Genomic DNA, 12,905 nt, shown 5'->3' with positions numbered 1-12,905 from the left:
GGCGGGTTTGCACCGCCATCCGGATGAACAGTTATAATTCTTGGGGTTGTCCCCGCGAGTTACCTGAGTCATACCTCTCCCGCACGAGGGAGGCTCCTACTCAGAACAAGCCGCACACAGTTATAACCTTTGAGGTTGTATAAACCTCGCGTGGCTACCTAAGTCATACCCCTCCCGTCTCGGGAGGCTCCTACTTAGAACAAGCCGCACCCGTGCGAAAGACAAAGGTATGTTCCGATACGTTCTCTGCCACTTCTCGCACCGCGCCCTTCAATCCACCATGCCCCGCTAAATGAAAACATCTTTCTGCGACACATAACTTATACAGTATATCTACATGTAGGGGCACACGGTTTATGCTCCTACTATTTATAGTGTTTGGTCAGGTTTGCTAAGCAATTGTGCGTAAGTGCGTAAGAGATATTGACTAGGTAAGTACCAAAAAGGGGAACGATAAGAAGGACAAGGCAAACAGGGTGCAAGTCTTAATCCCTCTAAGCCTGTTGTTGAGTATGCCAATGAGATGGGTAACAGCTGATCTATATTTATCCGTGCTTATCATGTAGACAAAACGGAAATCAAAGACAAATCAAAAACAAATCAAATTAGCACAAGCGATCAATAGACTTCGCTAGTTTTCCTGGGAGGTCTAATCAACAAGGGGGTATGGCAGGTGTGGTGAGGAGGGGAGTGGGAATAAGCTGTTAGCGATTTAAATTCTGAATGGGGGCGCTTTGGGGAGATGGGGAGAGGCTATGACGGGGTGACGGTTACCCTACACCGGAAAACCCACACTCTTTCCCCTACTCCCTGCTCCCTGTTCCCTGCTCCCTAAAACCTAGGACGAGTTACCTGAGCGAATTAAGAACTACTATAGATTAACGACCAATACTCACAATCCAGGTACCGACATAACGGGGTAGTGGAATATCACCAGGGGTTGAGACATAACAAACGAAGTAATAAGTACCCCCATCAGGGTTTTTGACATTGGAAAATACTAATTCCACATTTTCATTGGCTGGAACTGCCTCTTCCATGTAAATCTGAACGCTATAATTCTCTTTATCCCAGACTACTTCAGAGACCGGGATGGATTTACCGTCAACGCGCACTTCAATTTTGTCCACGTCGAACTTACCATCGTAGTAATCTGGATAAGAAATAGAAAACTGAGCGACTCCCAATTCCATTTTCTTCTTGGGAATCCTCAAGCGGTAACGATCCCAGTAATTGGGGGCACCGTTGAAATCTAGGTGATATCTCAGGATATTTTCCCGCTTAACACCACTCCAGAGTACCAATCCGGGATTACTCTGGGCTAAGCTCCGAACCGATAGCCCGGTCAAGACACAACCAGCTAATGCGATCGCGGAAATCAGACGTTTGATGGAAGATTGTGTGGATAGCATAAATCTAATGCTGCTGACTTGAGCTGATAATTAACAGTTATTTGTTTTTAACTGTACTACTTATATATATATACACAAGCTATACCCAAAATATCCCTAATACCAATTTCAAACCCTATCGCTACACCTTAATCACTCACTACACCCTATTACCCCATCACCTATAAATCGATCTGACTAGTAAAGATTACCTACGATAACTGAGTGCAACAGCACAATTCCTAAAACAAGTTAAAAATAATCCTCTCTTTTGGCAGATCACCATAGAATCCAAAAAGAGATCCGGTTATGGGGACACATGTATTTGAACAGTCAGAGAAATTTATATAGAGAAATTTATGCCAGCAGTTCAAATTCAGCAAGAGGCCATGCCTGGTGTTGGATACCACGACAAGTAGCATACAAGGACAAGTAGCACAGATGGGAAGCCAGTCAGCTGATCAGACGATTAAGGCTGGCAGGTTTTCCTCTCAAGAGCGAGTCAATCACCGACCCTTAAGGGCATTGGCGGTGTCAGGGGGCAAACTGATCCCGTTCTAGTTGAACTTGGGAATCCTCTAAACAGGGTGAACATCCTCAGCAGCAAGAAGCTACCACTTGCTAAAAACCACTCGAAATCAAAAGAAATAGAACGATAGATTGTCAACAAGGGACAACATTTTGAAAAGAAGTTGTTACCTGATTCTATTTACCGAAAATAGTTACGGAAAACAGTTATTATTGCCAGTTTTCCTGATTTTTGTTGTCCTCACCTAAGCAGTATTTGTCACCCATGACCAAAAGCTATGTTAGGAGATACGGTGGCCTTAGCCCCTGAAAGTGGCTGGTCTGGACATCCTTTGCCTGATGCCTCTAGACCCACCTTAGTGATCAATGAATTTTCCGTCGTTATTCCATTTAGACAACTGAAGGAGAGTCAATGACCCTAGCCATTCCCAAAGAGGCTGAAACGTCAGATTTACAGCCAACCAAAACTCGCATGAAGGTTGGTATCCCGAAAGAAATTTACCCAGGTGAATGCCGGGTAGCTGCTACACCGGATACAGCCAAGGTGCTCCAGAAACTTGGCTTTGATGTGCTGATTGAATCCGGAGCAGGAGAGACAGCTAATTTTCCTGACAATGCTTACGAACAAGCAGAATGCCAAATCATCCCTGATGCGAACAGCCTTTGGTCAGAGGCAGATATTGTTCTAAAAGTGCGTCCCCCTGAGATGCATCCAACTCTAAACAAGCATGAGTCTGAGTTGCTATCGGAAAATGGCACTTTAATCAGCTTTATCTGGCCAGCCCAAAACCAAGAACTGCTCGAACAACTCTCAACCCGTAAAGCTACAGTGTTGGCTATGGATGCGGTACCCCGCATCACGAGGGCGCAAAAGATGGATGCCCTCAGTTCTATGGCCAATATTGCTGGTTACCGGGCTGTGATTGAGGCAGCCAATAACTTTGGTCGCTTCTTTACTGGGCAAATTACTGCAGCAGGGAAAGTTCCCCCAGCTAAAGTGTTGGTGATTGGTGCTGGGGTAGCTGGACTGGCTGCTATTGGTACCGCTAAAGGTCTCGGTGCTGTTGTGCGCGCCTTCGATACCCGCCCCGTGGTTAAGGAACAAGTGGAGAGCATGGGGGGAGAGTTCCTGGAACTGGACTTCAAAGAAGACGGTACGGGATCTGGGGGCTATGCCAAGGTGATGAGTAAAGAGTTCATCGAGGCGGAGATGGCATTGTTCGCCCAACAGGCTAAAGAAGTGGACATCATCATCACTACTGCCCTGATCCCCGGTAAAAAAGCACCGCTACTGATTACCGAGGAAATGGTAGCGAGTATGAAAGAAGGCTCAGTGGTTGTAGATATGGCAGCTGAGCAAGGGGGCAACTGTGAGGTGAGCAAAGCCAATGAGGTCTACAAATACAAAGGTGTGACCATCATTGGTTTGACTGACTTACCCAGCCGTATGGCTACTCAATCTAGCCAACTCTATGGCACCAACCTTTGTCATCTCCTCAAGGACATGGGTGGTAGTGAAAATTACCGTGTCGATATGGAGGATGAAGTGGTTCGGGGAGCCTTAGTGCTAAACGCTGGGGATGTAACCTGGCCCCCACCCAAGCGGCCTACACCTCCAGCACCTCCTAAGCCTGCACCAGAACCCCAGACTGCGGTAACTCAAGAGCAGTCTGTGCCAGAGACGAAGAAATCAAAGGGTATCATGGGCTTGCTCTGGCCAGTGTTACTGGGACTTGCTCTAATTGGCTTGGGAATCGGAGCACCACCCTCTTTCCTCTCCCACTTCACGGTATTTATCCTGGCCTGCTTCGTAGGCTGGCAAGTGATCTGGAACGTAAAACCAGCCCTGCACACACCCTTGATGAGTGTTACTAATGCCATTAGCGGCATCATCATCATTGGTGGAATGCTGCAAATTTCCGGCGCAGCTACCTCACCTACTACTATTCTGGGTGCGATCGCAATTTTAGTTGGAACCATCAACATCTCTGGTGGCTTCCTAGTAACCCAACGCATGCTCAAGATGTTTCAGAAATAGGTTAGACCCTTGAAGGTTTGAAGGTTGAAGGTTTTGAGGTTGAAGGTTTTGAGGTTGAAGGTTGAAGGTTGAAGGTTGAAGGTTTGAAGGTTGAAGGTTGAAGATTGAAGGTTTGAAGGTTGAAGGTTACAGGTTGAAGGTTACAGGTTGAAGGTTACAGGTTGAAGGTTACAGGTTGAAGGTTACAGGTTGAAGGTTACAGGTTGAAGGTTACAGGTTGAAGGTTACAGGTTATCTTATGAACCTTGGCCAAAAGGCCACGCTAAGCGAACAACCAAACCACCCACCCTACACCGAACGCCAAAGGCGAACAACCAAACCACTTTCAACCTTCAACCAACTAACCTTCAACCTTCAAGCAACTAACCTTCAACCAACTAACCTTCAACCAACTAACCTTCAACATTCAACCAACTAACCTTCAACCTTCAACCAACTAACCTTCAACCAACTAACCTTCAACCTTCAACCTTCAACCAACTAACCTTCAACCAACTAACCTTCAACCTTCAACCAACTAACCTTCAACCTTCAACCAACTAACCTTCAACATTCAACCAACTAACCTTCAACCTTAACGTTGAAAACCATAAAACTAAGGAGACTATGTCAAATAATCTGTTGACAGTTGCCTATATTGCAGCTAGTGCTTTGTTCATTCTCAGCCTGGGGGGATTGTCTAACCAGGAAAGCGCCCGTAAAGGCAATATTTACGGCATTCTTGGGATGCTGATTGCCTTTGTTGCCACTGCCCTAAGTAGCAATGTAACCGCATACCTCACTCTGGGAGGGATGATTCTGCCAGGAGTGATAATTGGTGCGATCGTGGCATCTCGGGTAGCCATGACCTCCATGCCAGAACTGGTAGCAATTCTCCATAGTTTTGTCGGTCTTGCAGCTGTACTGGTGGGTATTGCCAATTACCTGCAAGGGGGGGAATCCCTAACGGGTGCAGAAGTAACTATTCACCAGTTAGAAATTTATATTGGTGTGTTCATTGCGGCAATTACCTTCACCGGTTCAGTGATAGCCTTTGGGAAACTACGAGCTATCATCAGCAGCAAACCCCTAATGTTACCAGCACGCCACGTACTCAATCTGGCTATGCTTGGGGCTGTGATCGGGCTGGGTTACCAGTTCATGACAGCAGAGGGGACGGCTGGTCTGCAACCCCTGTTGATTATGGCTGCGATCGCATCAGTGTTAGGCATCCACCTAGTAGCTGCGATTGGGGGTGCTGATATGCCAGTGGTCATCTCCATGCTCAATAGTTATTCCGGATGGGCGGCTGCTGCTGCAGGCTTTATGCTGTCCAATGACCTGTTAATTATCACTGGTGCCCTAGTAGGTAGTAGTGGTGCTATCCTCAGCTACATCATGTGTCGAGCCATGAATCGCTCCTTCTTCAGCGTGATTTTAGGAGGCTTCGGCGAAGGTGCAGGAACTACAGCTAAAGCGAAAGCTGGTGATCAGCCCGAAGGTCAAGTCACCGAGACCACAGTAGAAGATACCGTAGAGCTGCTACAAGGGGCCAAGAGTGTTATGATTGTTCCCGGTTACGGCATGGCAGTAGCTCAGGCTCAGCATCCGGTGTCCGATATTACCAAGATTTTGAGGAATGCTGGTATCAATGTTCGCTTTGGCATTCATCCAGTTGCTGGACGACTACCAGGACACATGAACGTGCTGCTGGCTGAAGCAAATGTGCCTTATGATATCGTTCTAGAAATGGATGAGATTAACGAGGACTTCCCAGACACCGATGTAGTACTCGTGATTGGTGCTAATGATACCGTTAACCCTAGTGCCATGGAAGACCCCAGTAGCCCAATTGCTGGGATGCCAGTCTTAGAGGTTTGGAAAGCTGGTACCGTGGTGGTGATGAAACGGGGAATGTCCAGTGGCTATGCTGGTGTTGGCAATCCCTTGTTTTTCAAAGAAAACACCAATATGCTCTTCGGTGATGCTAAGACTAACGTTAGCGCTATCCTAGGGAAGCTCGTAGAATCTAGCCGGGACAGTGCAGCATCTAGCTCAGGAAAAGTCTTAGCTACATCCTCTGCAGGCTGAGTAAGGGTTAGAGGCAAATAACACCCGGATTTTGGCTCAAACCTTGACTTGATATCGAGTTTGGGGGAAGTTAGGAGTGTGGAAAGGGAATATTTTTTGGTACAAATTCCCTGCTATTCTCCCCTCCTTCTTCCTCTTCCCTATCTTCGTAAGCATTAGCTGTTGGCGTAGCCTGCGCGTAGCGCATATGCTTACATTTTATCTTTCATTTCAACAGCAAGATAACGGAAATAATTGATATGGGTTTTTCTGTAGACGTTACTAGCAGCAACTACGCCACTGAAGTTTTAGAAAAGTCTTTTGAGAAGCCTGTATTAGTAGACTTCTTTGCTACATGGTGTGGCCCCTGTCAACTGCTCAAACCAACTTTAGAGAAACTAGCTAAAGAATATGACTTTGTTTTAGCAAAAGTTGATATTGACCGCAACCAAGACTTAGCGAACAATTTTCAAATTGAGGGAGTCCCCGATGTCAGAATTGTCACCAATGGTGATATGATTCCTGGTTTTGTGGGGGTTTTACCAGAAATTCAGTTGCGGGAAATGTTGGCTAGGTTAAATCTAAAGTCTGAGTTAGACATTGGACTAGAAGAAGCTAGGGTTGCCATGGCAAGTGAGGATATATCCCGAGCAAAACAGCTGTTTGAGCAGCTAATTGCCAAGTATCCAGAGCATCAAAGTTTAGTCATTGAAGTTGCCAATTTTTTGGTTCATATTAATGAGCCAGAAGAGGCAACCACACTCTTAGACACCATTGAATGCAATGATCGAGAATACTTCCCTAGAGCTCAGGCAATCAGAGCATTGATTCAATTTAAGCAGCAGGCGAATCCTATTGGGGAAAGTGAATTAGATCAGTTATTTGCTCAGGCATCTCGGTTAGTTGTAGAGGGACACTATGAAGCAGCCCTGAAAATCTTTTTAGAAATCGTCAGTAAACATCGTAACTATAGAGATGATGGTGCAAGAAAATCCATGATTGCGGTGTTTGATGTGCTCGGTAATGACCATCCCCTGACGAAAAAGTATCAGCGGGAGTTGATGCTATCCCTATATTAGTTTTGGCTGAGGGTTGAATAGGTAAAATCGAAAATGTAAAAAAATAAATCTCTTTTGAAGTAACAACTTTCCAGTAATAAGTTGCCAGTAACAAGTTGCCAGTAACAAGTTTTAACCTGATATATCAGTAGGGTAATCTGTATGAGCAGCTTCTAACTTCATCAAAATCTTCGGCTTCAGCTTTTCAAACTCTTGCTTAAGTATTCCTTTGCTCAACATTGCTTGATTAGTTGAGTTTATTGTCTTAGACGTATTCGCCCAATCGATGAATAGCTGGCGTTGGGCAGGAGCAATAGTTGAGGTCATTACATTAGCACAGTATTCTGGTTGTGATTGGGCAAAAAACAAAATACGATAATATCCAGTATCTCCCAAAAGTCTGACTATGTTCTGACCGTGATTTGTTTTGAGGTCTAAGTAGCAAGGAAGCCAACAAGCACCCTGGTAGCGATTATGCACTGCGGTAATCCATAGCACCATTGGATGAGGTACCATCACATACAAGAATTGGTTGTAGCGTGTACTAACCTGACGGTTATCAATCTCTTCTTTAGTCAGCATCACCCAGAGGGTAGGAAAGGCTTTGATAGTGTTACGAATTATCTTAGGAAAGACAATAGATGCTTTAGGTTTGTCATCGGGCCAGGAGGTTCGCCGACAAATATCATTCCCTGATACAGGAAGTATTTGTGTTGCCTTAGTCAGAGGCTTCTCGGATAGTATTGTTTGAATCCGATGACCCAGATAGCGACCGCGATCATGACCTTCGTTTAATGAATCCAATGCTCGTAGGATAATCCCGACATTTTGAGGACGATCAGATACCTCTTTCGCTATACAGCTCATGATTAGGTTCTCTAGGGACTTCGGCAGCTTTAGTTTGGGGTTAATCGATCCAAAAGATTTAGGTGGGCTGAAGTGATGAGCTTTGTACCAACTACCAAAGGAATGATCTTCTGGAAGAATGGGCATGTGACCAGTTAACATCTCAAACATCATCACCCCTAGACTATAGATATCAGAGCGTTTATCCAGTTCCTTTCCCTCCATTTGTTCTGGTGAACAATAGGCTAGGGTACCCATAAAAGAATGGGTTTGAGAACCATCAAACTGAAGAAGCTTAGCAATGCCAAAGTCAAGGATTTTGATCAGTTCACCGAAGGAGGAATCTTCGACAACGAGAATGTTACTGGGTTTAATATCACGATGCACAATTGGAGTGAGTGTGCCTTTAAATACAATGCCTTGGTGAGCACATTGTAATCCTAGACAAATTTGGCGGGCAATATTCAAAAATCGGGGTAAGGATAAGGTTTTAGTGTGAATTATTTCGCTTAAATTTCCCCCTGCCAAGTATTCCATGACGTAGAAGGAAATATCATTTTCATCTATGCCATAGTCCCTAACTCGCACGATGTGATTGCTTTTCTCACCAAGCAAAGCGCAAATCGTTGCTTCCCGTTCAAAGCGATCGCGCATTTTTTGGTTCAATAATGTATGGGAGAGAAATTTGACAGCAACAGTTACACCTCCCAATAGCGTATCTTTGGCTTGATACACTTGACCCATAGCACCTTTGCCGATCAACTTGACCAGTTCATAGCGATTGGCGAGTAGACGACCTTTGTTAGGGTCTGTGATCATAAGTTCCTTGGTGAGATCCCGAATGTAACGTGTTCATGAATCATTAGTCACTAGTCATCGCTCATTGGTCATTGGTCATTGGTCATTTGTAAATACTAGTAGACTTAATGTGGATCACAAAGGACTAAGGACTAAAGATTAAGGATAAAACTGACTAAGGAATAAACAAGATGAACGCTGGTAGCAATGGTCACAGGCGTACTGCTTTTAAAACTCCCTTAATTCCAGAATACTTCTATTTTTGCTGACGTTTCAAAGTTGCTTCCATTGTGCTACTGAGATAATGACCTGCCATAATGCTACTGGAGAGGTAGTATATATTTTCATTACGTTGATACCGGGTTTCAAAACCACTGCGTCGTTGGCGATCTCCTAATACCCAATACCGTTGCACAATGGATTCTGGAGCCACCCAGCCTTCTCCCTCGACACGACCTAGGAAGCTGTGTTGTAAGACAAAGGTATACTTTGGCTCGCCAGTATCAAGACGGCCTAGATACTGGCAAGAGATATCCTCCCGTTCACTATTGGGAAACACCAGTCTTGTGACCATAGTAAACCAGTTTTCCCGACTCCAGGTAACCATAGTCCCACCTCTGACTACAATTAATTTTCCATTGCGTTCCAGCCAATTGCCCCGAAGTGTCCAGCGTCCTGCCTCCAATAAAAAGGTGTGAGCCACAGTGTTACTCTTTATCTGTTACTGAATATTACCCTCTCATCGTTCCCCACTCATTTTAGCTGCTATACCTAAGGTTGTGGGGTTTACCCCCTCAGGTTATCCCATTGGCAAACTTCCGGGAGTAGCCCAACTCCTACGGATCAACAGACAAACTAGTTGAACTCTGCTCCAAACTCACCCACGGGGGATTCTCAAGTTGCTCATGGGGGGAACCCCCGCAGGTCGGCACTCCCTCACGGTCATCTCAAGCACCATTAGCAAGTTCAGGTGACGTGACCTCCCCAAGACCGTAATGGTGCGTTTGACCCGTAATTAAATTCCCATGATTGTCGCACCTCTGCATCGCTAAAATACCCAGTTTTAGGATGACTGGTGTTGCGATCTCGGAGAATACAGGTTTCCTAGACATACAGCCTCTGAAGCACCGGTTACTTGAGGGAGATTGCCGGGAATACCCAGGTTACGCCAATAAGCCAAAACAGCAAATGCGATCGCTTCTTTAAAATCCCGACTTAACCCAACCTGGTCAGTGGTTAATACTGGCACCGAATCTAGTCTAATTTGCAGCCGTTGCTTCAAGTATAAATTGCTTGCCCCTCCACCACACAAGAGTACTTCATCTGGCATGTGAGGCAAGAAGTTGCGATAGCTCTCAACAATAGAGGCAACAGTGAGTTCTGTGAGTGTTGCCAGGAAATCAGCAGGAGCAAGGTTATAGGCTTCGCTTTCTACCAAACACTGGTTGAGGTAATCTAGACTAAACAACTCTCGTCCGGTAGATTTTGGTGGCGGTATCTTGAAGAACTCTTGAGCAAGCCACTGTTCGACCAGAGCCTCACAGGGAGTGCCACTCGCTGCCCACTCTCCATTGTAATCATAGGTTTTGCTACCGTTGGTAAAATACTCGACAGCCAGATCTAACAGGGCATTCCCCGGACCAGTATCCCAGCCATATACCTGTTCCAACCAGTTCCCTTCACTAACTGGCAAATAAGTAACATTACTAATACCACCAATATTTTGGATACATCGGTTATGGGTAGATGACCGGAGCAAACAGGCATCTATCTTAGGAACCAGAGGCGCACCTTCTCCCCCAGCAGCAATGTCAGCCACACGGAAATTGCTGATGGTCTTGATACCGGTAATCTCAGCAATCACCTCTCCCCGTCCTAGTTGAAGGCTATATCCCAGAGTCGTTAGAGGTTGAAGGTTAGCAGGTTTAAGGTTAGCAGGTTTAAGGTTAGCAGGTTCAAGGTTAGCAGGTTGAAGGTTAGCAGGTTGAAGGTTAGCAGGTTCAAGGTTAGTTTCCGTTGCAGGTTGTTCGCGAACACCATTAACCCCTAATGGTCGATGGTATACTGTTTGACCATGGGAACCAATTAACTCAGCGGGAGGTAACCCACTCCCAATTGCCAGTGCTGCTTGGGCAAATTGAAATGCGATCGCATCATCCAATGCTGCAAATTCTGCTATGGATAGGGGACTTCCAGCACAGACAGCTAGAATTTTTTCCCTGAGTTCAGTGGGGTAGCCATAGGTAGCACCAGCGAGTAGCTCAATCTTTAAATCTAAGTCTGAGCCAGAAATCTCTACTAGTGCAGCATCGATGCCATCTACAGATGTACCGCTCATTAAGCCAATTACACGGGTCATCTTCAAATTGTGTTGCGTTAAGGTAAGCTCAAGATAGCAATATTAGGATAGAAGGGGCAATGGATGGGTAACGGATGTAAGGGATAGGATAAGAGGGGGAAGAAAAACAGGTTTATTTTCTGCCTTATGTTAGCTACTGACTAGTAATTAATGTTTAGATAGTCTATCGTTAACTATTTATGGTTCATTTCTAATATTACCACATAACAATAACAAAACCCCTAAGACTTTAAGCGCAGGAATCAAAATAAGTGGCTAATAACTTTAGCTGAGCTATTTTATGATGTGGTTAATGGTTATATTTTGGCAGAAAGTTCAGCAAAAAAACCCTAAGCCCGAAGGAACGGCTCAGGGTGGTAATTAAATTTCATCTACTTCTTTTAACTCCACCATTTCTGCCACTGTATCCGGAAATCAAATAATCCTTTTCCTGTTCGCGTCGTACCCGGCACCGAAGCGCTAGGGTGTCTATGGGCTTGTGACTACTCCCACATCAAATCAAAGATTATGATGTGGGCTTCTCAAATTCACAAATGAGACTTGCTGCTCCTCGGCGGATGCCGACGCTAAGCGAACGATATCCTGTATCGATTTACCACAGCCATTAAGCGGCAGTCCTACCGCCATTAATGCGCGATTGAGAATATTGATACCGCTGTTCCAATCCCGGTCAATCGAAACACCACAACTGGAACAGTTATGAACTCTGTCACTCAGGTCTTTCTCGACTCTTGAGCCACAGTTAAAGCACTCAATACTTGTGCCCCGTGGGTTGACTTTCTGGATTAACAAACCGCGTTTGACCGCTACTGCTTGTAGGATTTCCAGAAATAACCCCCACGCCGCATCATGTATTGATTTTGCTAGTTTAGTTCTAGCCAGTCCCTTGATATTTAAATCCTCGTGACCAATCAGGTCATACTTGTTACATAACCAATGTGCAACCTGGTAGTGAAATTCCTTTCGGCAACGGGTTAAATGAAGGTGCAATAAAGCTACTTTCTGCTTAGCTTTCTGCCAGTTCTTAGAACCCTTAACCCGGCGTGACATTACCCGTTGAGCAGTTGCTAGCCTGTTAGTAGCCTTTCTGTAGAACTGCGGAATCTCAACGGCTTCACCATCTGATGTGGTCAGAAACTTCTCTAAGCCAACATCAATGCCAACCGTAGATTTAACCGCATCTACAGGCAATAACTCAGGAACTGTGTCATCAAGCATTGAAATGCAACAGTACCAACCGTCTGCTTTCTTGACGATAGTGCATTGTTTCAGGGTAAATCCGATGGGCAATGGTCGGTGCATCACCACTGGTATTGACCCAATTCGGCTCAAGGTCAAAACACCATCAATCAGCTTGGCTCCTGCTTTAGCATTGTTGACCCGTGGAAACACAAATGACCGCAATTGACCTTGCTTCTTAAACCGAGGTCGTCCTCGGCGTTTTCCGGTCGTATCTGGTTTTCTCCATCGTTCCCATGCAATGTTCAGCCGTTGTAAGTTTACTTGTTGAGTTTCGGCGTAAATCAGCTTGTACTCAGGGAACAACCGCTTTGTTTCCTTGAGAGCAGATTGCTGGGTGTAGTAGTTGACGGGGTCAGGAATTTCACCAATCGGCTCCTTGAGTAAGCTACATCTATCAACAGGTGAACGAGTCCTGTTAAGCCAATCAAGCCTTTGTCCTAGAGCATAGTTCCAGTGACGGCGCAACAGTTCATTAAACTAAGCCGGAGAGTCGCCCCTCCGACTCGTCTTCAGAACCGTGCATGAAAGTTTCCTCTCACACGGCTCCTCGCGCAGTAGTCCCTTGTCAGTGGGTACTTCTCAGAACGGGTTTGAAT

Annotated in this window: 11 protein-coding genes; 6 read left to right on the top strand and 5 right to left on the bottom strand. The window is 45.4% G+C overall.

Features of this window, described 5'->3' with window-relative positions; all coding sequences use genetic code 11:
* Nucleotides 1–878 precede the first annotated feature (878 nt).
* On the bottom strand, nucleotides 879–1,412 hold the full coding sequence (locus tag F6J99_RS31555) for a DUF2808 domain-containing protein (RefSeq protein ID WP_293118879.1): 534 nt from the start codon (nucleotides 1,410–1,412) through the stop codon (nucleotides 879–881).
* A 375-nt stretch (nucleotides 1,413–1,787) separates the two neighbouring features.
* Here F6J99_RS31555 and F6J99_RS31550 point away from each other — a divergent pair, with 375 nt between their 5' ends.
* The 6 genes from F6J99_RS31550 (at nucleotide 1,788) to F6J99_RS31525 (ending at nucleotide 7,085) form a co-directional block, all read left to right on the top strand.
* On the top strand, nucleotides 1,788–1,952 hold the full coding sequence (locus tag F6J99_RS31550) for a hypothetical protein (protein ID WP_293118877.1): 165 nt from the start codon (nucleotides 1,788–1,790) through the stop codon (nucleotides 1,950–1,952).
* A gap of 245 nt (nucleotides 1,953–2,197) precedes the next feature.
* Nucleotides 2,198–2,335, top strand: coding sequence for a hypothetical protein (locus F6J99_RS31545; protein WP_229423957.1), 138 nt, complete (start codon nucleotides 2,198–2,200; stop codon nucleotides 2,333–2,335).
* The gene (pntA, locus tag F6J99_RS31540; RefSeq protein ID WP_365974615.1) at nucleotides 2,332–3,957 is read left to right on the top strand and encodes a Re/Si-specific NAD(P)(+) transhydrogenase subunit alpha; all 1,626 of its coding nucleotides are present in this window, start codon (nucleotides 2,332–2,334) and stop codon (nucleotides 3,955–3,957) included. Before F6J99_RS31545 ends, pntA begins: the two co-directional genes overlap by 4 nt.
* 238 nt (nucleotides 3,958–4,195) lie before the next feature.
* The gene (locus F6J99_RS31535; RefSeq protein ID WP_293118875.1) at nucleotides 4,196–4,375 is read left to right on the top strand and encodes a hypothetical protein; all 180 of its coding nucleotides are present in this window, start codon (nucleotides 4,196–4,198) and stop codon (nucleotides 4,373–4,375) included.
* A gap of 188 nt (nucleotides 4,376–4,563) precedes the next feature.
* A complete protein-coding gene (pntB, locus tag F6J99_RS31530) occupies nucleotides 4,564–6,027 on the top strand; it encodes a Re/Si-specific NAD(P)(+) transhydrogenase subunit beta (protein ID WP_293118873.1) in 1,464 nt (487 codons plus the stop codon).
* Nucleotides 6,028–6,266: 239 nt separating this feature from the next.
* A complete protein-coding gene (locus tag F6J99_RS31525) occupies nucleotides 6,267–7,085 on the top strand; it encodes a tetratricopeptide repeat protein (protein WP_293118871.1) in 819 nt (272 codons plus the stop codon).
* Nucleotides 7,086–7,196: 111 nt separating this feature from the next.
* Here the strand turns inward: F6J99_RS31525 and F6J99_RS31520 are convergent, their stop codons facing one another.
* The 4 genes from F6J99_RS31520 to F6J99_RS31505 all read right to left on the bottom strand — a co-directional run bounded on the left by F6J99_RS31520 (nucleotide 7,197) and on the right by F6J99_RS31505 (nucleotide 12,777).
* The gene (locus tag F6J99_RS31520; protein ID WP_293118869.1) at nucleotides 7,197–8,729 is read right to left on the bottom strand and encodes a serine/threonine-protein kinase; all 1,533 of its coding nucleotides are present in this window, start codon (nucleotides 8,727–8,729) and stop codon (nucleotides 7,197–7,199) included.
* 235 nt (nucleotides 8,730–8,964) lie between these two features.
* Nucleotides 8,965–9,411 (bottom strand): hypothetical protein, encoded by a 447-nt coding sequence (locus F6J99_RS31515; protein WP_293118867.1) that lies wholly within the window; start codon nucleotides 9,409–9,411, stop codon nucleotides 8,965–8,967.
* A 360-nt stretch (nucleotides 9,412–9,771) separates the two neighbouring features.
* Entirely contained in the window at nucleotides 9,772–11,067 is a 1,296-nt protein-coding gene (locus F6J99_RS31510; protein ID WP_293118865.1) for an anhydro-N-acetylmuramic acid kinase, read from the bottom strand.
* Between the two features lie 498 nt (nucleotides 11,068–11,565).
* Entirely contained in the window at nucleotides 11,566–12,777 is a 1,212-nt protein-coding gene (locus tag F6J99_RS31505) for a transposase (protein WP_293118881.1), read from the bottom strand.
* Nucleotides 12,778–12,905 lie beyond the last annotated feature (128 nt).

It is taken from the genome of Moorena sp. SIO4G3 (genome assembly GCF_010692305.1).
In the GTDB taxonomy this organism is placed as follows: Bacteria; Cyanobacteriota; Cyanobacteriia; order Cyanobacteriales; family Coleofasciculaceae; genus Moorena; species Moorena producens_A.
Note: the sequence above shows the minus strand (reverse complement) of the source record. Positions and strands in the feature narration are given on the sequence as shown.

Excerpts from the sequence above, each read along its gene's own strand:
- F6J99_RS31555 (WP_293118879.1), bottom strand. The coding sequence starts at position 1,412 with ATGCTATCCACACAATCTTCCATCAAACGTCTGATTTCCGCGATCGCA.
- F6J99_RS31545 (WP_229423957.1), top strand. The coding sequence starts at position 2,198 with ATGTTAGGAGATACGGTGGCCTTAGCCCCTGAAAGTGGCTGGTCTGGA.
- pntA (WP_365974615.1), top strand. The coding sequence starts at position 2,332 with ATGACCCTAGCCATTCCCAAAGAGGCTGAAACGTCAGATTTACAGCCA.
- F6J99_RS31535 (WP_293118875.1), top strand. The coding sequence starts at position 4,196 with ATGAACCTTGGCCAAAAGGCCACGCTAAGCGAACAACCAAACCACCCA.
- pntB (WP_293118873.1), top strand. The coding sequence starts at position 4,564 with ATGTCAAATAATCTGTTGACAGTTGCCTATATTGCAGCTAGTGCTTTG.
- F6J99_RS31525 (WP_293118871.1), top strand. The coding sequence starts at position 6,267 with ATGGGTTTTTCTGTAGACGTTACTAGCAGCAACTACGCCACTGAAGTT.
- F6J99_RS31520 (WP_293118869.1), bottom strand. The coding sequence starts at position 8,729 with ATGATCACAGACCCTAACAAAGGTCGTCTACTCGCCAATCGCTATGAA.
- F6J99_RS31510 (WP_293118865.1), bottom strand. The coding sequence starts at position 11,067 with ATGACCCGTGTAATTGGCTTAATGAGCGGTACATCTGTAGATGGCATC.